15 protein-coding genes and 1 tRNA gene are annotated in these 24,104 nt (G+C 43.0%); 8 read left to right on the plus strand and 8 right to left on the minus strand.

What is annotated here, in order from left to right:
- Nucleotides 1-72: 72 nt before the first annotated feature.
- From ACT3S4_RS01130 to ACT3S4_RS01145, 4 genes are all read right to left on the minus strand, one after another.
- Nucleotides 73-1,566: a class I SAM-dependent methyltransferase gene (locus ACT3S4_RS01130; RefSeq protein WP_444760233.1), complete on the minus strand. Its 1,494-nt coding sequence runs from the start codon at nucleotides 1,564-1,566 to the stop codon at nucleotides 73-75.
- 83 nt (nucleotides 1,567-1,649) lie between these two features.
- Entirely contained in the window at nucleotides 1,650-2,630 is a 981-nt protein-coding gene (locus ACT3S4_RS01135; protein ID WP_444760234.1) for a DUF1365 domain-containing protein, read from the minus strand.
- 41 nt (nucleotides 2,631-2,671) lie between these two features.
- Complete coding sequence (locus ACT3S4_RS01140; protein WP_444760235.1) at nucleotides 2,672-4,387, minus strand: NAD(P)/FAD-dependent oxidoreductase; 1,716 nt, start codon at nucleotides 4,385-4,387, stop codon at nucleotides 2,672-2,674.
- Between the two features lie 60 nt (nucleotides 4,388-4,447).
- Nucleotides 4,448-5,185: an SDR family NAD(P)-dependent oxidoreductase gene (locus ACT3S4_RS01145; protein WP_444760236.1), complete on the minus strand. Its 738-nt coding sequence runs from the start codon at nucleotides 5,183-5,185 to the stop codon at nucleotides 4,448-4,450.
- Nucleotides 5,186-5,726: 541 nt separating this feature from the next.
- Between ACT3S4_RS01145 and ACT3S4_RS01150 the strand changes: the two genes are divergently transcribed.
- Both ACT3S4_RS01150 and ACT3S4_RS01155 read left to right on the plus strand, forming a co-directional pair.
- Nucleotides 5,727-6,929 carry a pyridoxal phosphate-dependent aminotransferase gene (locus tag ACT3S4_RS01150; protein WP_201560119.1) on the plus strand — a complete coding sequence of 401 codons (1,203 nt, stop codon included), beginning with the start codon at nucleotides 5,727-5,729 and terminating at the stop codon, nucleotides 6,927-6,929.
- Between the two features lie 307 nt (nucleotides 6,930-7,236).
- A tRNA-Asn gene (locus ACT3S4_RS01155) sits at nucleotides 7,237-7,312 on the plus strand.
- Between the two features lie 254 nt (nucleotides 7,313-7,566).
- Here the strand turns inward: ACT3S4_RS01155 and icmH are convergent.
- The 4 genes from icmH to ACT3S4_RS01175 all read right to left on the minus strand — a co-directional run bounded on the left by icmH (nucleotide 7,567) and on the right by ACT3S4_RS01175 (nucleotide 11,617).
- Nucleotides 7,567-8,379 (minus strand): type IVB secretion system protein IcmH/DotU, encoded by an 813-nt coding sequence (gene icmH, locus ACT3S4_RS01160; protein ID WP_201560120.1) that lies wholly within the window; start codon nucleotides 8,377-8,379, stop codon nucleotides 7,567-7,569.
- A 114-nt stretch (nucleotides 8,380-8,493) separates the two neighbouring features.
- Nucleotides 8,494-9,840 carry a type VI secretion system baseplate subunit TssK gene (gene tssK / locus ACT3S4_RS01165; RefSeq protein ID WP_198330582.1) on the minus strand — a complete coding sequence of 449 codons (1,347 nt, stop codon included), beginning with the start codon at nucleotides 9,838-9,840 and terminating at the stop codon, nucleotides 8,494-8,496.
- Nucleotides 9,841-9,849: 9 nt separating this feature from the next.
- A complete protein-coding gene (locus tag ACT3S4_RS01170; protein WP_201560122.1) occupies nucleotides 9,850-10,536 on the minus strand; it encodes a hypothetical protein in 687 nt (228 codons plus the stop codon).
- A 31-nt stretch (nucleotides 10,537-10,567) separates the two neighbouring features.
- Nucleotides 10,568-11,617, minus strand: coding sequence for a M15 family metallopeptidase (locus ACT3S4_RS01175; RefSeq protein ID WP_444760237.1), 1,050 nt, complete (start codon nucleotides 11,615-11,617; stop codon nucleotides 10,568-10,570).
- A 417-nt stretch (nucleotides 11,618-12,034) separates the two neighbouring features.
- Here ACT3S4_RS01175 and ACT3S4_RS01180 point away from each other — a divergent pair, with 417 nt between their 5' ends.
- The 6 genes from ACT3S4_RS01180 (at nucleotide 12,035) to ACT3S4_RS01205 (ending at nucleotide 24,101) form a co-directional block, all read left to right on the plus strand.
- Entirely contained in the window at nucleotides 12,035-13,831 is a 1,797-nt protein-coding gene (locus tag ACT3S4_RS01180) for a hypothetical protein (protein WP_444760238.1), read from the plus strand.
- Between the two features lie 66 nt (nucleotides 13,832-13,897).
- On the plus strand, nucleotides 13,898-17,941 hold the full coding sequence (tssM, locus tag ACT3S4_RS01185; protein ID WP_444760239.1) for a type VI secretion system membrane subunit TssM: 4,044 nt from the start codon (nucleotides 13,898-13,900) through the stop codon (nucleotides 17,939-17,941).
- Entirely contained in the window at nucleotides 17,938-18,918 is a 981-nt protein-coding gene (gene tagF / locus ACT3S4_RS01190) for a type VI secretion system-associated protein TagF (protein WP_444760240.1), read from the plus strand. The genes tssM and tagF overlap by 4 nt, the downstream gene beginning before the upstream one ends.
- A 110-nt stretch (nucleotides 18,919-19,028) precedes the next feature.
- A complete protein-coding gene (locus tag ACT3S4_RS01195; protein WP_055123824.1) occupies nucleotides 19,029-19,865 on the plus strand; it encodes an OmpA family protein in 837 nt (278 codons plus the stop codon).
- A 172-nt stretch (nucleotides 19,866-20,037) separates the two neighbouring features.
- The gene (locus ACT3S4_RS01200; RefSeq protein WP_444760241.1) at nucleotides 20,038-22,725 is read left to right on the plus strand and encodes a DUF2345 domain-containing protein; all 2,688 of its coding nucleotides are present in this window, start codon (nucleotides 20,038-20,040) and stop codon (nucleotides 22,723-22,725) included.
- Nucleotides 22,725-24,101 carry a hypothetical protein gene (locus ACT3S4_RS01205; protein ID WP_201560128.1) on the plus strand — a complete coding sequence of 459 codons (1,377 nt, stop codon included), beginning with the start codon at nucleotides 22,725-22,727 and terminating at the stop codon, nucleotides 24,099-24,101. Before ACT3S4_RS01200 ends, ACT3S4_RS01205 begins: the two co-directional genes overlap by 1 nt.
- Nucleotides 24,102-24,104 lie beyond the last annotated feature (3 nt).

Here is a 24,104-nt window from a genome sequence, read left to right on the forward strand (position 1 = left end):
ATCCCAGCTTATTTCCATCATCGCTTGTTAAGTCAGTGCTTGTTAAGACACTACCTGTTGAAACGTAACTTGTTAAGACGCTATGTTTCGTTTGGAGGCGTCTTGGCCATCACTGTTGGCATTACCGCTTTCATTAGAATTCATAATATCGTGAATCAGACGGCTGCTTTGCTCATCGGTGAGAGTGTCATGAGAAGACAAATCAGAGAAATGCATCACATCAATATTGTCTGGCTTCACTGCGGTCAACTGTACCACGCCGATGGTGCGCTCTAAAAACCCACCTTCACAGTAACAAAAATAAAAATCCCACAAGCGAATAAAGGCATCATCATAACCAAGCCCCTTAATTTCTTCACGCTGTGCCATAAACGCCGCACGCCAGTCGCGCAAGGTATGAGCATAGTCAAAACCGTAATCATGTAGCTGCTTGATGACCATATCGGTTTGTTCCGTAAACTGTGTATTTAGCTCTTGATTGGAGAGCAAACAACCACCAGGGAAAATGTGCGTCTGAATAAAATCGACTGAATTAACATAATCTTGGTAGTGTTGATCATTAAAAGTAATCGCTTGCAGCACCATCAGCCCTGTGGGTTTGAGCAAGCTATTACATTTGACAAAAAACGTCGGCAAATACTCGTGCCCAACGGCTTCAATCATCTCGATACTGACTAGCTTGTCGTACTGCCCTGTCAGCTCACGATAGTCCTGCTTCAGCAGGGTAATTTTATCAGACAGTCCTGCCGCAGCGACTCGGCGCTGCGCCTCATCATACTGGGCGTCAGAGATGGTCGTCGTCGTTATGTGACAGCCATAATGTGTGGCGGCATAAATAGCAAAACCACCCCACCCTGTGCCAATTTCTATCACATGATCATCAGGCGTCAATTGTAATCGCTGGCAAATGAGCGCCAGTTTATGCTGCTGCGCTGCGCTCAGTGATACATCAGGCGTACGATAGACTGCTGCTGAATACATCATTGTATCGTCCAAAAAACGCTGATACATATCATTGCCCAAATCATAATGCGCTAAAATATTGGACTTAGCCCCAGACTGATCATTACTGCGTAGCCGATGCTTCGCTTTTTCAAACGCCTTACTCACACCTGCAAAGCGATTTTCTAACTTATTCAACACCGCCAAGTTACGCGCTGCCAACCGAATCAGCCCGGTCAAATCGTCCGTATCCCACTCACCATTGATATAGCTGTCTGCTAGCGCAATAGAGCCGCCAAGCAACAGCTGCCGATAGACAGTAGGATCATGAATCATCAAGGTGACGTGTAGTGAATGGCGACCCACTGCCGAACTGCTCGCGACACTATCGGATACTTTACCGAAGCTAACGGTATTAGGTGCTTGCTCATCGAATGCTTCGACTATAGTCAGGCTACCAAACTGGATATGCGCTAATGCGCGGAAGATGAGTTTTCTTGCCAATTGATTCATTCCCGTACTGACGGGCTGAAAAATGACGCTCTCATTGACGACCTTACTTATCTGTGCGGTCAATTTTCCTAATGTTGAAACGGGTGCTCGGTCGGTTGGTCGTGCTGACATCGTATATTCATCCTTGTTTAAATGCTCTATACTTAAGCGTTAAGCTGATAATTTTCTTTGGCTGATCGTTAGCCCTTCAACTATCAAAGAATATCTTTTGGAGTCGGTGCTTTGTTTTGTTGGCTATCGGCCAGTTTTTCATCATAATGAATATAAGGCACTTTTTTAATCGCATAAAGCTTGAAAGCATGCCAATAAATACGGGTTACAGAGGTCATATTCATTAGCGGATTTTTTCGCAAACTGTTGCGAATCGTTGTGGCGGTCATTGGAACGCCAACCATTTTTATACCCGTTTTTAATACCTCACCGCGCTCATCGCTGATATCAATAGCTATACGAACTTGCAAGCAATTATCCGGCTGCTTTTTTACCTTAACCTGCCAACGATATAGCTGATCGATCGGGTTAAAAGGTGAGACATGAAAATCTTTATTATGACAAAATTCAGTATTCGCACCATTGAGTGTAAACCCATAATAATGGCGCTTATCCCATGGTGTATTAGAGACTTCAGCCAATAAATGCGAGGGCATCTGCTGCTCATCGAAACCTAAGTAAAAATTGACTGGACTAAAATATATGCCCGCATTGCGGCAAACGAGCATCCCAATAATATCGCCTGTTGGCGCACTACCCGTTTGCTCAGTAAACGCTTGGTTTAAGCGATGATTAAGTGTCTGAACAGAATTTGAACGGCAATTATCTTGCTTATCACTCATTGATAGATTACTTAGGCTATTTGACTCTTGTAAAGGTAGACCTTGTAAGTAATCATCAGGACAAAACTGCTGCAAGGCTTTTTTCTTTGCTGAAAATAATGGCAATCCTTTGGTCAGCCGCCCTTTTGAAAGCAACTTGTTTAAAAGCTTATTTTTACTACTAATATCTGTACTTACTTCAGGAAGCTCCAGCCCTTTAGCCAATGCGCTGATATTGATGCCCCAATAACGGTATGGATACGCAAATTTATGCACACTTGGCAGTAACCGACTGTGCCAAGTCGTCCCATGGAACAACTGATGGGGTAACAGCTTATTAGGCGTGTCGGTTTCAATAGACATAGCATTCTCTTCAATAATGTTCGTTGATCTCACGACCAAAATCACTGCACGTTATGACGACCAAATAAGCGACGCTTTCGCTTTGGTTCATCATTTTTAACAGTCGGTTGTAAACGTTCAATGTACTCAATCAGCTCTTGATTGGTGAGCGCCGTGACCACCTCACGCTTATTAAGTGTGCGCAATTTGCTATCTGCCTTTACCGGCAGGTCCTTATAACGAAACGGCGTATGTGCGCTCTCGGCATCAGGCAGATGAGTCGGATCAACCTCGTCCTTTATCGCAATATCATGACCGAGCGCCTGACAAACACGTAGACCACTACGTATGCCATCTTCATGAAAACCATTAAACCAATAGGCACCGCAAAAATGTGTGTGCATGTCGTTACCAGAGATACTCGACCATCTGCTTTGCGCCTTAATCATCGCTTTATCAAACACAGGATGGCTATAATCGATGCGCTTGATGACGTGCTTATCGTCAATATTTTCATGAACGGTTTCTGGATTCAGCGTAACCAAATAATTGTGCTTTTTGGTCAGGCGTTGCAGAATATTCATGTTATAAGTCAGCACTGGTTTTGCTGATGTTTGCGCTTTTTGATTTGCGAGATTCTCATCAATCAGGTAATTCCAGCTGGCCCACGCCAATGGCTTGTTCGGTAGGACACTGATATCGGTATGCAGTACGGCGGTATTTTTGGTAAAGCGAAAATGACTCAGCACCTCATTTTCATACTTACTGGCGTCTGTTAAAATTTTGAGTGCGGTGTCTGCATGACAAGCAAAGATAACTTCGTCAAATACCAATTTTTCGTTTAAGCTTTCGATATTGTTGTCAGTAATGCTTTTATTTTTAACCGTCAATAATACTTGCTCACCATCGCGAACCACAGACTGGACTGGACTGTTTACTCTCACCTCACCGCCCGCTTTGATGAAGCGTGGAATCAACTTATTGACGTACTGTTTTGAGCCACCTTTGATCGTAAACCACTGCGGACGATTAACCACATCAAGCAAGCCATGATTGTCAAAGAACTGTGCAAAAAACACCAGTGGGAAGTCTTGCACTTCATGCAGACTGGTTGACCAAATGGCAGAAACCATTGGCAGCAAATAGTTATCTATAAACAGCTTGCCATAACTTTTTTCTGTGAGATAGCTGCCCAGTGTTTGCTCAGTAAAAACACTAACATCTTGCCCTTTAGTACGTGCCATTTCGTAGTCTTGGCGTAGCTGCTTGATATGCTTATTGAACTGTAAAATATCTTTGATAAATTGCCAAAACTTTGGATTGAAGACATTCTTACGCTGCGATAATAAAGTATTGAGCGTGTGACCATTGTATTCAAAATGGCGCGCTGTATTCTTTACCGAAAAGCTCATATCAGTCGATTGAAACGGCACTTGTAGCTCATGCAGTAGCCGAAAGAAATTGGGATAAGTACGCTCATTAAAGACGATAAAGCCAGTATCTATGGCACTCTTTTCCACATTGCTGCTCTTTGCTTTTTTGCCGTCTTGTAGCGCCACATCGATGGTATTTACATGACCACCAATATAATCATTAGCCTCGAACACTGTCACTTCATGTTGCGCCACTAGATAATGAGCACAAGTCAATCCTGATACACCCGAACCAATGATAGCAATACGTTTTTTAGCTTGAGGGTTAGTCGTCTGTTTTGAGAGGCTGCTGGCTTCATGAGAGACTGTCTCTAGGTTCTTACGTTTACGGTGGTTAAACAGCATTGATGCGTTCCTTTCCATATTTTTAGTAATTTATTTTTTGCAATTTTTCAATATAATAAGCTATTTTTTATTAATTTTTTCACTGACTTGCTGCCACACCAAATCTGGCAGCGTACCCAACACCTTTAACGGTAAAGTGAGCTTTTTGGGAAATTCGATCACATCGTGACCACTCGCGATACCATCACGAATAGCTTGGCTTGCCTGCGCTGTTGTTTGGATAAACGGCATGGGAAAATCGTTTTGCTTAGTCATTGGCGTCTCGACAAAACCAGGCACGACCAAGCTTACCGACACATCATGCGGTGCAAGGCTAATTTGCAAAGTTTTCATTAGGTAATGGATGGCAGCCTTTGAGCTGCCATAAGCTTCGGCACGAGCAAACGGCACATAAGCAGATGCTGAACCAATGCCCACCAAGCGACCTTTTGAGGCGATTAGCTTTGGCAATATCCCTTCGATAGCATGTGACAACGTACCCATATTTACCGACATCACTTTCATAAACGAGGCGCTATCGAAGTTTGGCATGTCCAAATATTCGCACATGCCAGCGCCACAAATCGCCAAATCAACCTCTTCAATTTTTTCAAAAGCATCGATAACTTTATCCCGATCCATGAGATCTAAGTCAACCGTTTCTGCGCCTAATGACTCAAGCGCAGCCAATGCCCTATCGTCTCGACCAACGGCATAGACATGATGACCGTCTAGTAGATAGTCTTTTGCCAATTGATTGCCAATACCAGACGTCGCGCCAGTAATAAGTATATGTAATTTCTTAGTAGAGTCAGTCATCGTAAACGTCCTTTTATTTGTGCTGATAGTACAAAACTTCCCATGCATTCAGGTATCAAATACTTGCTTATCATCTTTAGTCAGCTGATGGCATTAACCTTTTCTTATTAAGGTATCATCCATTTTATTTATTAAATCTAAACAATCATAGCGCAAGGCTATCGATTTATTGTTGTGGTTTCGCAATCAATGCGTCTCTCAATTGACTGAACCTGTCTACTCTCGCGCACTGGAAAAATTGCTCTTAGGTCTGTTGTTTTATGTTACTAGCCTTATAAGACAGCCTAATTACGGCATGCTACAATACTAAAAATCAAAAATAGCTTTACATTAAAGGGCTGATTAGTCAGCGTATTTATCATGAAAATATCCAACTTGTTAAAAGCGCTTGTCTTTATTAACGGTTATTTATTTTCAAAAATCAACTTCCCTTGCGACAGTTTTTGAAACTGCCTGATATCGTGTCCTAATAACATCTCAAACGTTATACAATTAATGATAGTGCTTCACCAATCCCACTCCACTATAAAAAGGATCTCTCATGAGCGAATTGCAACTCTCTGACCGCGTCAACAACATCAAGCCATCGCCTACGCTAGCGATTACCAATAAAGCCAAAGAGTTAAAAGCAGCTGGTAAAGACATAATCGGTCTGGGTGCGGGTGAACCTGATTTTGATACGCCAGAGCACATCAAAAAAGCAGCAATCGATGCCATTAATGACGGTTTTACCAAATACACCGCTGTCGATGGTACGCCAGAGCTCAAAAAAGCCATCATTGAGAAGTTCAAACGTGATAACAACATCAGCTATGAGCCCAATGAAATCCTAGTATCGGTCGGTGGTAAACAATCATTTTTTAATCTTGCGCAAGCCTTTATCAATCCAGGTGATGAAGTCATCATTCCAGCACCTTACTGGGTCAGCTATCCTGACATGATCATCATTGCAGAAGGTGTGCCAGTCATCGTCAAATGCCCTGCTGAGCAAGATTTCAAAATCACCGCTGAGCAATTAGAAGACGCCATCACTGACAAAACTAAAATGCTGGTATTGAACAGCCCCTCTAACCCAACTGGTATGATTTACACGTTGGATGAGCTAAAAGCCATCGCTGAAGTACTGAAAAAGCACCCACAAGTTTATGTTGTGTCAGATGACATGTATGAGCACATCCGCTGGACGGGCGATAAGTTCTACAATATTTTGAATGCCGCACCTGAGCTAAAAGAGCGGGCAATTACTTTAAATGGCGTGTCAAAAGCATATGCGATGACTGGCTGGCGTATTGGTTACGCTGGTGGCCCTGCCAAGCTGATTGGGGCGATGAAAAAAGTACAATCACAGTCAACCTCATGCCCAACATCGATCAGCCAAGTGGCTGCCGAAGCCGCTATCAGTGGCGATCAAAGCGTGCTCACGCCGATGGTAGAAGCATTTGAGAAGCGTTGTGATCTAGTCGTTGATGGTTTGAACGCGATTAAAGGTATTACCTGCCTGCGTCCTGATGGCGCTTTCTACGTATATCCTGATATCAAACCACTCATCAAAGCCGCTGGTCTGTCATCATGTACTGAATTTTCAGCATGGTTGTTAGAGAAAGTTGGCGTTGCAGTGGTGCCTGGTGACGCCTTTGGTCTTGGTGGCTATATGCGCATCTCTTACGCAACTGATGAAGCGACGCTAAAAGATGCCTTATCACGTATCGAAAAAGCGGTGGCTGATCTAGACGTTGCTGAATAAAGACTAAACAGCCACTGTCTTAAAATTACTACGCTTAAGTATGTGCTTAGAAATGTGCTTATAAACGAAGACGCCACCTATCCTCTATCCTTTATGTGGCGTCTTTTTTATTCATCTCACAATTGGGAGTTTTTTTGGCAAAAAACCTCGAAAAACGCCTTATCCCCCTATTAAAATAATTATCTTTGATAATTATGCAAAAAAGGCTTGACGTATTTTTTATTTTTGCTAGAATACGCCCCACTTAGCAAGAACTCGTTAGAGGCTTCTAAGGCTCATTGTAAGGTTTTAAACACTTGCAGCTTATTCTCCAATAGCTCAGTTGGTAGAGCAACGGACTGTTAATCCGTGTGTCCCTGGTTCGAGCCCAGGTTGGAGAGCCACATTTTAGTTGTAAATTTCTTGAATTATCTTTAATTCAATTATGGCATTTGCCAAAACCCTCATCTCTTTGATGAGGGTTTTTTTATTGCTGTTCTTTTCATTGGCATAAAGAAACTTATATAAAACTCAGTAGAAAAATAAGTAGCCAACGATATAACAATCGGGGCTGTCCTAACAGTTTCTATTTCAGCACAACGTATGCAGCTGAAATAAAAACTGTTAAAAAAGTTAGCATTTAAAGTAAGGAAAATAATTAAGGTAGAAAAATTGAGATATGAGCTTGCTCTTTGTTTTCTTGAATCACATTGTCGTATGCTGACAGCTGCTCATTCGAGAAACTATTGGTAAACTGCCATATGGTAGCAAATATCGCGGTCAACAACACTGCCATGACCGTGAGTATGACCCATAGTGGCGTTTCGCTCGTGAGCGTGTGCTTGATTTGGTCCGGTATCGCCCAAAAAGGCGAAAACTCGTTCTTATTACCCCGTAGATGCTCAATTTCATCCCCTAAGCGTGAGATAAGATAACGAATTTTCTCTGGCGCCTCTAAACGATACTTTCCTTGAAAGCCAAGTAGCATCGCATAGTGATAGACCTCCAGAGCAGGCAGACGCCTCTCTCCTTGCTCGCGTAGCCCATCTAAACGCTCAAAGAACTCATTACCAGCAATTTGTGAGCCAAATAAATCCAATTGCAAAGGATTTAGCTCCCAAGCATCTTTGAGGGTTTGAAACTCTGGCTCTTGCGAGGTCATGATGGTCTCATCAATCAACGCACAATACGCATACTTAGCTTCATGGATATCTTCTGACAGAAATCCTTTTTTGCGCGCATTCATCTCGAATTTATCTAAGAAATCATATATTTTTTGACGAAATTGTCGCGGCTCTGTACTGAAATAATGATTGCGCAATAAAAACACCAAGTAAAAGCCGTCATACATGATGTCTACCAGCGACTGACTACTGATACGCTTATCTAGACCAGTTGCTGAGACCTTTGAAGCCACCTCGCCTGAATCTAACAACGAAGGTGCAGAACCCATTGAATTATTCCCTGACATGATTATTCCTAATACTTATTATTTCAAATACTATTGAGGGCGTGTCCTCAAAATGAGAGCGCACCCTAGTGCATACTCATCTTGCAACCTCAGCACCTCTAGAGACAAAAAGAACTACTGTACGATAGCCATCAGCTCTATTTTTAAATCATCAAAGCCATTTGGCACATAAATACAGATAGATTCAGATTTGAGCATTTCGTCATATAGCTCGCCTACCGGTTCGATGGTGAAGTAGCTAAAGCCTGGTCTCACTGGTATCGCACTGGGTACTTGGCTGACATGTGAAATAGAAGAGCCTGGCAGCGCTGACAACACACGTTTCTCTACTGAGTCAGGCGTCGCAATTTTAAATCGGCGTGGTACGATGTCGATGAGCTCGTGCATCGGTAATGATGAGCTAACAGACAGATACAGCTGTGAGCCACGCGTGATCTTGTCACTACTTAGCTCGCCTGTATAATAAGATGGCTTATTCTGACGCAATGGAATCGAGATAAAGTTACTGGCAATGACAGTATTGAGTAGCTCACGAATGATTAAAATGATACTGACAAATGAGTCATTGGCATTATCGTGATGATAAGAAGGTAAGTCGCCCACCTTATATAATGAGCTAAAAGTAGCCAATTGGCTGGCGACATTTAATAATGCTTCATAAAGGCGTTCTGGATGTAGTTTTGCATTATTATATAAATGACTGAGCTGAGAGTATGCGGTATTTAGCGTATGCAATAGCCAAAAAGAGGCAATATCTGAGGAGCGAAACTCCAGTAAGTCATTGTTAGACTGACGATGATGGTCATACAGTGACGTAGACTTGGTATTAATCATCGTCATCAAACGATATACGTGACCAATAAGCGCAGGGTTACTCGTAATATGCACACTTGGGACGATATAATCATCATCGACTTGATAGACGCCTTGAGTGGTACGCACGAGCTTGGCTACCAATAAGGACACGGTATCTTGGCTAGGCGCTTGCGCAGAATGACTTAATTGCAAACTTGGCGACAGTTTAATCACGTCAATGACTGCTTCAGCCGCTTGGCTATATAGATCTTGTGCCTCAATAGCACCCCTCACATAGCGTGTTGGGTTGTCACTACGATCCGTCTGTATATTGCTGCCGCCACTATGGACAATCTCTAAACTCAAAAATACGAAAACTTCATCGCCATTGTCTTGGGTATCTAAGGTAATGGCTTTCGGTAAAGTGTCGGTACGAGGCGCATGATATATCGTACCATCGGGCAATACCGCATAAATACTTTGAAAGCTTAGTAAATTGCTTTCCAAAAGTTGCTTATCAATCTGAACATCAGATACGCCATAAGCATAAGGATGCACCAGCATCATACTCAAAGCTCGTTGCGAGTCATGATAAGTGTCTTGAATCTGAAAATGTTGGGGTCGCAAAAACAACCCTTCTCCCCATAATACCCTGTGTTTACTCAAGACAATCTCCTAAGAACAGCTGACTAGTGGCTGCTGATAATATTTAAGTTTGGTGGTAAATGTAGGTGTCAGTGCTGGGTCAACACCTTCAGTAATGCTGACATCGCATCCACCAATATTGATCGCCAGTGGCGTATCAAAATTGAGACTGGCAAGTGGGATAAGAAACTGTGAGCGCTTTTTGGTATATCTCAGCCCCACTTTAATAGCGATAAAGCGCGCGTCTTGTGGAATGTTCACGGTCAGACTGCTCTCACGATTTGGAATAATACTGATCTCTTTGGCCGCCAGTGCTTCAATATCCGTAAACTGACTCTCCTCCTCCAAAAATGCGATATAGGCCGTACTTGCTGTGCCTACTTTGGTACGCCCTGCATTGGCATTAGTGGTGGGTTTGATATTTAGGGTAATCTGCTGACGCTTCATTTTTTCTTGCAATGCTTGCTGCTCAGCACTCATGGTCGCCAGCTGCTGTTGCTGCAGCTCTAACTGTGCTTTTAAACTTTGCAAATCAGCACTATTTTTGCCATTATCAACGATATGGCTCATGGCATCTATAGTAGGAGGCTCTCCTGCCAATGCCGATACCTTGTCATTTGACTTGCTCAATTTATCAGTGCTGCATCCGGCGATCGCACCACTTAGCAAGCAAGTGGCGGCGATTAATGATACTGGCAATGTCATACATTTATTCATACTTTCAGTTTACCTTAGCTTGTTATTATCATTATTGACTGGTCAAAATCTCAGCCATTTCTGGGCGACCGAGCACGCCTTTTTTGCGCAGCTCGACATGCCCAAGATCCATCATACGCCAATCACCACCCCACACAAGTCCGGCAGATTTGGCTACTTTACCATATAATTTATAGCCCCGCATTGCCCAAGGATCCTTTTCGCTTATGACAATTTTACCATTTCTGATAAAGGCGCTATCGCCCGCCAAACCAAACTGATGATAGCTCTTGTATGATCCTGCCTTCGTTACATGAGTGCCTTTTTTCAATAGTCTTGCTTGCCTTGCAGGGCTACGATAGCCTTCTAACAACACCATGTCATAGCCATATTGGTCACTCATTACTTTATACACAGTCAACAGCCGTTGAACAAAATCTGAGTTCATTTTTTGCCAATTACGGTCAGCATTCTTAATATTGATATGACCGTTGTTTAGATGTGTAGCCAACATGTCACCTGAATAGCCAGTGCTATGATCTTGCGTGTTTAAGTCAGACAAATCAGGCTCAGGGAGCATGAGCGGTCTATCAATCTGAGGTATATTTGTCTGATTATCCGGCCAATACCCTTCCTCTGTCTTGTCAGCTTGGTAGCTTGCAACCTCGGCTTCTAGTTCAGCAAACAGTTCCTCTGGCGGAGGCGACGGTGGACGCAGACGCTCTCCTATGAGTAGTTGACTGATTTGCAAATTTGTCGTGCTAGCCACGGTATCGTTGGCATGATAAACCTCCAGAGAATGATTGGTAATCAGGGCATAACACAATCCAACCGTTGCCATGACAATCAAAAAAGACAATGCCGATATCACTGGAATACGAGAAACATCTATATCCGAAATAAAACGAATAAACTGCTTGATACGATAATGAAATGCCTTTTTTGGTATCTTTATTGATGGACGCTTGAATTTTAGGCTAGGCAATCGATGAAAAAACACCATTACCTTATCTAATAGTCGTCCACATAGCTGCCGATCAAAAAGCATGACCATCATGAGGATAGAGAGCAATGTAAAGACCGATACAGTCAAGTAAATCATAGGCAAGAGTCAGCGACAGTTGAGACGATAAAAACAAAATAATAATAAACAGGCGTTGATAATTATGATTTCGTCAGTATTATATAGACAAATCATCTCCTTTTAAAATAAAGCTAACTTAATTACACTAATTTTTATTTATTTCTATCCATTCGCTTATCTAGAGACAACTTAAAAATACCATTTCATTATAAAAATTTACTTAATAATTCCTAAAACCCTCACTGGTTATCGAATTTATAGTTTAACAACATTTTCAAAGTGATTCCTATCATTACAACCGAATTATAAATAAGACAAATAAAGTTAACTAGCATAGTAAAAACAAGCTTATAGATATCATAAAATTTGGATCGCAAAGCTTGTCTACATGGTAATAATCATAATAACAACCCAACAAATAGGGAGTTTAAATAAGTGGGCGCAAAAAAAATACTGTCATACGGCCGATCTGTTTTAGTCATGATTTTGGTGTTGTATCTCATTTTGGTCTGGATGTACTTTAAAGACAATGCGCGACAGCTGACCTCATCTGGCTTATTACTATGGTTTGTTACCATCCCTTTATTGTTTCTTGGCTCTATCATGGCGCTCTTATGGTGGCAAAAAAAACTGGATAAACAAACAACCGATTCACCAGAGATACTTGATGGAACAACAGATAAAACAGACGCTATTAAGCCGCCCAATACTTATCAGTTATTCATCTATAGCCGTGTCTGCCTACCAGAAGGAGACTGTTGGTCTGAGGTGGTGGATAATGATGCAGACCTAACCGTATTGAGCGAGGATTTGACAGATATTGATGGTATGCCAATGTTGGTCAAACCGATTGCAAGACTCCCTGATGTATCCGCCCTACCATATCCTAGTCTGTCTGATGCCTATTCAGCAGACTCAGAGTTTGACGATAGCTATTCAGACCATTATTTAGATTCGAGCAGTAATTTAGACAATGATTTAGACAGTAGTTTAGACAGCCATCTCGATGATGAGAGATTTACTGAACGTAAAGTAGCGTTAAATGATACTACCTTACGTTTACAGGCATTAATTTATGAGCAGCTAGTCTTGAGCGAGGAGATGCTGTCTAGCCTTGCCGAACACTTTTATCAACATCACCCACAAGATACGACTCAGTCCAACGCAGCCATTCATATTCATCCCGAATGGCAGCAACATTATTTGGTGAGTGCCAACGAAGTAAGTAGTGAAAATAACAGCCGTAAAGAGAACGGTGATGACAAAATGACAGCAGCCTCTACTGGTCATTTAACCAATCTTCCTATCTGTTTATGCTTACCTTCCAGCGCCGATTCAGCATTTTTAATCGCGACCATAAAAGAACAGTTAGCAACTTACGGTATTCCTGATACACGGATTGCTATTACGACCATCATAACTGACGGCACTGACGTCGCAAACACCGTAGCAAATAATAGCGCTAACAATAGCACCATTGCCACACCTACAGAATTCATCCATAGACATCTGCTGCCTTTATCTAAATTAACTGCGCCTGATCTTTGCTTAATTCTCATTGCAGATTCACAGATAAGTGAAGAATGGTTAGATAATCATTTGTATGCTGAGCAAATGACCAATGTCATTCCAACTGAGGCGGGTGCGCTGTTGCTATTCTCGAATCAAGCGGCTCAAGAGCTACTCAATATTGACGCTAATACCTGTATTTTATTAACGGAGATAGCTACAGCTCATCGCACTGAGCTTTTGAGTGATAATCGTCGCTATTTGAATCATTTAACGACTATCAAAAACCTATTAATAGACAATATGCTTTCACTGTCACCGACCGATACGACCACGCTAAAAACCCCTGATAAACAGACAGTAAAGTCCGAAAAAAAATCGTCTGATATCAATAGCAAAGAAAAAAACAAGACTAATGTTGCTATAACAGACATGGCCATTACCGCCATATCTGACATTAATCCATTAAAGCAGCCTTATGACTTATCAACGTATATGAGCTTTCTTGAAGCATTTATAGCACAAGGCGCTCTGGTAAATGAACATCATTTAGGGCATTATATGCCATTGAATAATTGGTTGAAGCCATTTATCAGCTTATCGTTATTCATTGACTTAGCCAAAGAAGACCAACAAGAGTCAGACAGATCATTTCTAATTACTCAACATAAGCACTGCAATATGCTTTGGTTGCTAGACTCTTCTCAAGCATCTGAGTCGTAGTTTTAATGGTGCTTTGTCGTGGTAAATACTCGTTTTATTATCTTAAGTTCACACTAGGTAGCACGCATGTTTTCAAGGTTTTTTCATCTTATCTATAACCCAAGAGTATTATTGGCGCTGGGGCTCATAGTCGCCCTAGTCTTACTTTATGATTATGTGACTATTAAAACCTTTGTCATCATCATTGGTGTCCTAATCACATGTACGGTGCTGGGGGCGCTTGGCTATTACCTGTGGAAAAAACGTAAGCTTGCCTCCGATGAGCTGGCAAACTTAGTGGAGGATAATGGCAACGAGAGCCAAGGTGACAATAGCCCTCATGTGGCCAAAGATGAAAACGCTCAAGAAGTGCAGGCGCTACGTCAGCAAATGCAAGATGCCATTAAAACCATTCGCAAATCAAAGATAGGCGATCAAACAGGCAAAGCGGCGTTATATGAGCTGCCGTGGTATATGGTCATTGGTAATCCCGCGGCAGGCAAAAGCTCTGCAGTGCTACACTCTGGCTTAAAATTTCCCTTTATGGAACAAGGTAACAAGCTATCCGTTAAAGGCGTCGGCGGTACACGTAACTGCGATTGGTTTTTTTCGACTGAAGGTATCTTGCTCGACACCGCAGGACGTTACTCCGTCTATGAAGAAGATCGCTCAGAATGGTTGTCATTTTTAAGCCTACTCAAAAAGAATCGACCTAAAGCACCGATCAATGGCATCATCATCGCGGTTAGTATCGCCGAACTCACCAAAAATGACCCAAACTATGCTTTGGATTTGGCCAAGAATCTGCGCAGCCGTGTGCAAGACTTAACTGAACAGTTAGAAGTTTATGCGCCTGTCTATGTGGTCTTTACTAAAATGGATTTGATTTCAGGCTTCCGTGACTTCTTTAATGACTATGAGCAAGAAGAGCGCAGCCAAGTATGGGGCGCGACCATCCCCTACCCTGAAGACCCAGAAAATATCAATATCACTGACGTATTCGAAGAGCATTTTGGCGTATTGGTCAATGGTCTAAAAGATTTGAGCACCACTAAGCTATCCTTACGTCATCAGCGCACGGTATCTCCCAGTCTAATGACTTTCCCAATGGAATTTCAGTCGTTACGTCCCATGATACGGACGCTGATGCATGCTCTGTTTGAGGACAACCCTTTCCAATTTAAGCCCATATTGCGTGGCTTTTACTTTACCAGTGCCTTGCAGGACGGGCAAGTTAGCAGCCAAATGACGTTGCAAATGGTACAAAATTACGATTTGCACCCACCTGCGATACCGCTCAATGCGCAGCAAGAAGCCGCAGACAAGCCTTATTTTTTACAAGATCTATTTTCTAAAGTCATTTTAAAAGACAAGCATTTGGTCAAGCAGCATAAAAACCGACACAAGCGCAGTCATCGTGCGCTTGCGACGCTAGCTGCTGTCGTGACTTTGTGTGCGGCTGTCGGTCTGTGGACATGGTCTTATGCCAATAATAAACAGCTCACTGAGCGTGTCGTGGCTGACTTACAGCAAGTCGCAGCGCTACAAAAAAATTCTAACGGTGATTTACAATCCCAGCTCGAGTCGCTCAATATTCTACAAAGTCGAATCGAGCAGCTTGAAGGCTATGAAGACGACAAGCCGCTGTCTTTAAGTTTTGGCCTCTATCAAGGCGATAAGCTTAAGCAAAAATTGCTAGCAGAATATTATAACGGCATCAGCATCATCGTCTTAGCGCCAACCAAACAAAATATCGAAACGTTTTTGACCGAAGTAAATACCAATGCCGATCAATTAGAAGTCCGTACAGGAGACTCAAACACTGATGACACCTCTGATGCTGCCGTTAATGATGCTTATATCCAGTCGGACCCCACAGACGTTGAAGATGCTTATAACGCGCTCAAAGCTTATCTCATGCTTGGCAATCATGACAATTTAGAGGCCAGTCATTTGAGTGATCAGATGACCCGTTTTTGGCGCAACTGGCTCGAAGCCAATCGCGCTGACATGCCGCGTGACAAGATGATTCGCCAAGCTGAGCGTATCTTGAGTTTCACCTTGGCTCATGTCGACGACCCCGCCTTTCCATTGATCCAAAATGACTTAGGGCTGATAGACAAAACCCGTAGCAATTTATCCAAGGTTAGCAAAGGTCAACCTGCTCGTGAGCGGGTTTACTCTGAGATTAAAATGCGTGCATCTGCCCGCTTCCCATCGGTCACGGTTGCACAGATTACGCAAAACAATGCTAATGAAACACTGCTTGGTAGTTATGTCATTTCAGGCACTTTTACTAAAGAGGCATGGGATGCTTTCGTCAGTGATGAGATTGATAAAGCTGCCACTACGAGAGTGGTCGCCGATGATTGGGTGTTGGCCACCAGCAGCCAAGATGATCTTACCTTGACGGGTAGTCCTGAACAGATACGACAATATCTGGTCAATCGCTATAAGCAAGAATATGTCAGTGAATGGAAACGTTTTTTATCTCAAGTGTATGTTCGGGATAGCACAGGCTTCGATGATCATGCGGTCTTATTAAACCAGCTGTCCAATGCCACAGAGTCACCGTTAAAAACCCTGTTTGAGACAGTAGATCGCCAAACTCAATGGGACAATAAAGCGGCTAATCAAGCAGCTGGCAATGGTGGCGAATCTCGTCGCTCATTTGTCAATTGGTTTAAGCAAACCATCCTGCGTCAAAGCCCTGCTGAGCTGCGGCAAGCAGAAGCTGCGATGAATAATGGTGGCAGCTCTAGTAACGCTGCGCCTGTAGCACAAGCAAGCTCAGGTGTGATTGCTCAAGAATTCTCCTCTATACATGCGCTAGTAACGCCAAGAGAAGAAAATCAGGATCTGTCATTATTAGACAGCTATTTAGTCAGTTTAGGCGATATCAGAACCCGCTTTAATAATATCGCTCGTAGTGACGACATCGGCCCTGATGCTTTGTTGTTTGCCTCACAAACCCTCAGCCCCGAAGGCTCAGAGTTAACCAAATCTCTACAGATATTAGATGAGCAGATCCTAAGTCAAGCCAACTCTGAAATAAAACAGCTGGTTCGTCCGTTGTTGAGTGAGCCACTAACTCGTTCATTTAATATGCTGCTGACGCCCACCAAGGCAGAGATTAATAAAGTTTGGAAAGCGCAGGTCTATAAGCCTTTCCTCGATAATTTAGGCAGTAAGTATCCCTTTACCGCCAATGCAAACTTAGAAGCGACGCCTGCAGAGATCGGTCAATTCTTCGGCGAAGATGGCTATGTGGCGCGATTCGTCAACGAAACGTTATCGCCCTTTATCATTCGCCGCGGCGATCAAATCTCCAGTAAAATCTGGAATGGTGCAGGTCTAGGTCTTAACCCGCAGTTTGTCGCTGATTTTGGCCGTTACTTTACCAATTATACGGGTAGTAATAGCCCAGGTGCTGCTGGTGCGAATAATACTGGTAGCGCTGCCAATCAAACCACTTTTCAAATCATGCCATTACCCGTCAGCGGTTTGACTGAATATACCATTGTGGTCGATGGTCAGCAGTTGCGTTATCGCATGGGTACTCAAGCATGGACAACGTTTGTATGGCCGAACCCAAGTAGCCAACCGGGTGCCAGTATTCGAGCCAAAGACTATGATGGCAGAGACTTTACTGTCTTTGAAGAGGCAGGTAGCTTTGGGGTAGAAAAGCTGATTAATAGTGCACGCCGTACTGAACTGGGCAATGATATCTTTGAGATGGCATGGTCTGGTGACGGCATCACTATCTCTGTACGCTTTAGAATCATCAGCGGCAGTGGTAGTACCACTACCGGTCAAGGTCGCTCTACCAATCCCTTTACCGGCATGAAACTACCAGAGGAGATTATTGCCCTTGGTGTCACACGTACAGCAAGGCCAATTTCTGATGATAATGCTGTTGATGGCGATACTCCTAATGCGGGTTCTGGCACCAATCAGCCAGTACCGACTGGCGAGCAAAATATAAGCAATGTCACGCCGCCAGCCCGCGTATCTACTGTAGTCCCTAATACCAATAGTGAAAATAGTCCACCAGTGCAACCGCCTACTGATACCACGACGGCTACTGATGATCGTTCAGCCGTGACTGAACAGCAGGAGCAAACGCCATGACTCCAGACTCCTTGCCTTTAGTATATTTTGGAAAATTGCCTGCTCGCGGGGACTTTGTACGGGCGCGCGCTCATATCTCTGAGACCAATGCCATTGATGAATGGGTCAGCGAAGCGCTAGCCGTGTCGGAAAGTGTATTTAGCGGAATTCCGATAGATAATATCAATAATCATAACTTTGCCTTTTTAAACTTCAGTCATATCGATACTAGAGCTAATGAGATTATCACCGGTGTTTTGATCCCTAGTCACGATAGTAGCTATAGAAATTACCCATTAATAGGTTTTGGCGTGCTTCATCTCGATAAACCGAAAAACTGGATGAACTATCTGCCCGTCAAGTCATCAGCGCTTTGGAATGACACTTATGAAGTTTTGAGTATGGCTAAATCCAAAACTGACAATACCGATCTGATGGAGCACCTCAACCATAGCCAACTCAGCATCGATAACAATGCCAGTACTTACTACTATGATTTTATCAATACCACTACGTTGCATGATATAGCGATCTTAATGAACATCGATAAAGCGCAGCTGATACAGCAAATCATTGCCACTGGCCTGTTATTTTTACCGACCTTTACTAAGGGTTTCCATGGCTTGAATAAAGCCATCTGCTGGTCACTTACCTCTGATAGAGAAAACTCGATACACATGGCCACTTTTTGGCACGATCTCATCAATGGTTTTTATCAGCCACACCAGCTCTACTTGAATACCTACTTATATCGTGTCGCTAATTGCTATCGCCTGCTCATGAGTTTTACTAAACCCGATGGACTTATACTCAAGCAAATATCAGAAAGTGAAAAAACTTATCCTGAAGATTGGGTGGTCATCGCTCATAGCGACTGGACTCAAGGCTATATCGATGAAGACATTGGGTTGACCCGTTTCAATAAAGTATTGTTACAAGACAATTTATATCTGTATGATACTAGGCAATTGTTTAAAAAAACTTTTTTAGCACAATAAATAATGGCTCACGATAACTGCTGATTCGTAACAGCTGATAGTAGCCGCCATGCATCATACCCCTGCAATTAGTCACTGCTCAATAATAGACAGATTAAAAAGGTACTTGAATGAAAGTCCTCTCTAGAATAACAAAATCCAAGCGAACAAATCACACGAAAAACCTGCTATTAGCCGCCGCTATCACACTACCTATGAGCGCCGTTGTATTTGCAGAACATAACGACACTCATGTGACAAATAATTCACAAAATGTGCCAGTGGTCATCAAGGGTGTGGTCGCTACCAGCTCAGACAAACAGCAACTGCTCGACAAACTAAAAGCACAGTATCCTGATAAACCTGTCAGAGATGAAATCGAAGTACGTTCGAACATCAGTATACCAACCAACTGGCAACAGATAGCCACGACTATCATTGATAGCGATATCTCTAACATTCGTCAAGGGCGTATCGACATTCATGGTACGACCATTAGCTTACATGGCAAGGTAAGCAGCCTTGAACAAAAGCAAGCCATTCAAAACCGTATTCACTCGCGCCTAACTGATCTCTATCAATTAGAAAATCAGCTGGTCGTGGTAGAAGGTGAACAACGCCTCATAGACGAAACTTTAGGCAACCGCATTGTCGAGTTCGAGTCTGGTAGCACCAATCTAACGCCGATGGGCCTTGGTATCTTAGACGATATGGCAGGGGTGTTACAGCGGGTCGGTGATAAGCCTGTTCTTATCACCGGTCATACCGATAATGTCGGCAATTCTACTGCCAATCTTGCCCTATCAAATAAGCGTGCAGAAGCCGTCAAACAATATTTGATCGGTCGAAATATAAATGCAACTCGTCTCAGTACTACTGGTAAAGGGGACTCAGATCCTATCGCTAGTAACGACAACGAAGAAGGTCGCACTCGCAATCGCCGTATCGAATTTACCCTTAATGAATAACATCGCTATGTAGAACGTATGACGATAACGGCAACTAAGCAATGACGGTTAAGTGCTGATAGCTGGATTGATAATGCTGAAAAACATACTGTCATTGCTACTAGAGATGTCGATGCTACAAAAAACACCAATGCTAAAAGAGAGCCACCGCTAAAAAAATAGGGACATAACTATGTTACGCTTGACCAATACCGTGCTGCCTATGCATCCTGATCGGCTCTATGCCAGTGAAGGTAGCACTCAAGCGCCCTATCCGAGCGCGCGCCAAGACATCAATGCTCATCGTGCCTGGCAAGATAAGCTCATGCATAGCGCTGATGAAGCCGATATCATTGCTCAACTAAACCCCAATGGTAAGCGCCAATACCAGCAGCACGGTATCGATACTTATGTGTTACATGTTTATATCCATGAGCGGCATCACCCTCCCTTTATGCCATTGACCAATCTCATCGGTAGCCCTCTGACCTTGAGCTTTGATATTCCGAGGGGCCTAAGCTTTCGTCATCTGTATATAACGGCTGTGCATCAGCTAGATCATGATGGCAGCTACGGCTATTATCGCCTGCTCGCCCAGCCCATCACTTATCGCCTGCATCAGCATATACGCGGTCATATTGATACTCATTTGACCGTACAAGCTATGGTAGCAGAGCGCACGGCTACGCTGGATATAGAAATAATCGATGACACTAACAATGGTGAAGATGCTAACTGGTCACCAGCACGCATGACCCAGTGGCAAATAAGCGACTGGACACATATTTGCGAGCGGCTCGCGCGTCAAGGACTGACCGCATATCTGCGCCATGAGCAAACGGACGAGCACAGTCCACCAAAGCTCATCATTACCACCGCAGACCCAAGTGATAGCGATGGAATCAGCCTAAATATTGGCGCGCTGCGTTACCAGCAAGTGTTACATGACCGTGTCCATGCACCAGTATTGGCATTGAGTGAGCAGGTCATCACCCAACCAAACTCAGTAAAGATGCAGCGTTTTAATAGCAGCAGTGTTGCACACCCAACGCAGTCCGCTGACGTTGCGATGAGCCGTAACCCTGATGACGTAAGCCATTCGAATGACCACACACTCACGTTAGACACGCCAGCTGCTTTTGCGCCAGTAACAGAGACTGAAACCATAGACGAAGCAACCATCGTGGCAAACAGTCATCAAAATCGATATAGCATCTATCATGCCCTAGCCCATGCTACGGATTTGAGTGTTGCTGATACTTTTATGCTTGTCGATCACAGTGCGCTCAATCAGCACTACCGTGCTACCCATATCATTCATTTGGCACGCAATAGTCTAGCGCATGTCACAGGGCTGACCCAAAGCTCACGCCACCAACAGCGTCATGCCTCCTCTTTAGAAGCTGGCATTCATTTAACTCAGCTGCGCCTCATTACCGCTGATACCCCATGGGTCGGTCATCTATATGGCAGACATGCCCTACCGCCGATGACTGGGATCACTGAAATGCAAAATGAGATGGATAGCCGTAACCATATGACGCCCACGCGCAGCTATTTACTGGATAGCCCAGCTCAGCCTATCAACCGATTGGAGGCGCAAGCTGGCGCGAACTACGGCACACACTTCACCCATAGAGCGGACGACCAAACCCTGATGCAGTCTATCGGCGATAGCGAGCATCTAATTAACACTGGCAGTTTATTGTCATCGACTCGCCCTAGCCTATTTGCCACGGACAATGAACAAGCCATTGAAAGCGGTTATCGCAACACGGACAATGGTTTATCAGAATGGATTACTGATCATCGTACAGAAAAAGCTTACTCTCAGCTAAAAGTAGACAGTGCTAGGATATCTGCCAGTCTAAAGATGGGGGTCATCAATCCATCAGACACCGCCAAACGCGAAGGCATCAATGCAGCTACCAATGCCCAAATCAATATCAAATCAGGCGAAGCCCTCGTCCTTTCCACTCAACCGCAAACTCATACGCAATCTGGACAGCATAACTACCAGCAGCACACCCCGACTCTCACCCAAACTGGTCTTGGTGGTCAGCACTTAGCCGAACGTTTAACACAATTGGCGACAGGGCTTGGACGTCATGTCAATGACCACAAAGCGATTAAGACGCAGCTTGAGACTATCGCAGAGGAACAGCAAACCAAAACCCATCAAACGATGCCCTACACACTAATCGATAGCGCAGCAGACAGTGCTTATGTCAGTGACGATACGCTGATTCACAGAAGTATGGGTGAGATGATTAGTACTACGCAGCAAGATATGATGATCAGTAGTGGGGAGAGTCATAACCAAGTCAGTAGCGAGTCTCTAAATATCATAGCCGATGGTCAATTTAGCATGACCAATGCCAAAGAGAATATCACCCTCTCCGCCCATACGGGTAAGCTTGAAGCCACGGCTAAGCAAGATGTCAATATCGCCTCTTCGACCAAAGAGGTTGAGATAGTAGCGACGAATAAAATTACGCTGACCGCTGGTGGTGCAAGTATCACTTTGGATGGCGCAAATATTACGATAGCCGCAAAGCAGTTTACGGAGAAAGGTGGTAAGCATAGTAAGGCTGGGGGTGGAAGGGATGGGATGGGTTTGGCGGGGTTGCCCAGCTTAGTTCCTCATAAAAAGACGATGATGGATGGGGTTTATAGTTTGGCCTACCAGTTTTTGGATGACGATGATGAGCCTTATGCTAATACGCCTTATACAGCGGTGAATAAGCTTACAGGCGAAGGATTCAATGGGGTAACTGATGAAGATGGCTGGTCCGAACGTTTCCATTCTGATAGCGAGGATGAGATTGAAATTCATCTGGAGCTTGATTGGCAGAATGATGAACTAAAAGGTGAAGAATAATGAGTAAAAACTCTAATGGTACTACTGGTCCTTCTGATCCTTTTAAAGTGCTTAGGATCAGCCGTCGTGAGTTTACGGTTCATTTTAGACAGCCAAAGGATATGGCTGGACGTTATGGTTTTGATTATCCTAGAGATGCTGATAGATATCCTATGGAAGAGGTAACAGAACCTACAACAGGTAAGCGTACTCATAAAGCATTATTTAGAGGTAATATTTCTAATTTTAAAGATATTTATCTTAAAGATGCTATGTATTCACCACTATTGCATAAATACAATTATTTACCTGCATGGTTGGCTATCTTCCCGTATACAACAAACAGTATTTATAGAGGTGGCTCATCTATTCACAAAGATGGAATAAAATTAGATATTGAGCTTCAGCAACTAATTGGGGACACCTCTAAACTATCAGCCAGTAAATATACGAAGCTAGAGTTTGTATCTTCGAATCCAAGTAAACTCATTGTTTCGCCTTCAAGCATTTCAATTAAAAACTTTATCAATCGAGGACATAAAACCACCATGGTTGATAATGCTAATAAGAAAACTCGGAAGGATTATATTCTTAAAAGAGCAGTATTGGTTAAGGGGGTAAAGAACCAACTACTTAGCAAACATGAAAGTATCGCTGTTTACGCTATTTCTGCTAACTCTAAAGACTTAGTAGGAGAGTTGATGGTACATAAAAACAATCAGACATACAAAGCTGATTTAGTATTGGTGCCTACTAAAACATCTACCGGTATAAATAAAAAATCCTTAGAATCTATAGAGTGGTATTTAAAATACAAATCATTCAACCAAGCACTTATAAGAGCAGAAATTAAAACTGAAGAGCACTTCGATTTGAATAAATTTGATACCCACACACATATAAATTCTTATATAAAGCGAGTAAAGAAAAATAGCCATACTCAAGAATCAGCAAGTGACGGAATTATTAGTGCGTATGATAAATATGGACTGGGAAAGCATAAAGATAAAAAAGGTAATGCCTTATCTATTAATCAAATAGGGCACAAAAAGACTTATATTTTTCTATTAGATTTCGATGTAACAGGCTTGGACGGTAATGCACCTGCAGATTACTCCACTGGACAATTTGCATGGGGTAATGTTGCCATCGTTTTAAAATCAGGTTTAGACAACTACGAAACTTTAGTCCATGAAATAGCCCATAGTCTGGGAGTACATCACATATTTGAGCCTGGTTTTTCTAACCAATATAAATTCTATCAAGGGTTTAGTGATAAAGTGATGGATTATACTTGGCAAATAGGTATTGCACCTAATAACCCAAATTCACGTATTTCATTTGCAAGGTATCAATGGTACCTGATGCAAAAAGATCCCAGTATATATAAACTATAAGAG

It is taken from the genome of Psychrobacter sp. AOP30-A2-5, assembly GCF_052378115.1.
Taxonomy (GTDB): domain Bacteria; phylum Pseudomonadota; class Gammaproteobacteria; order Pseudomonadales; family Moraxellaceae; genus Psychrobacter.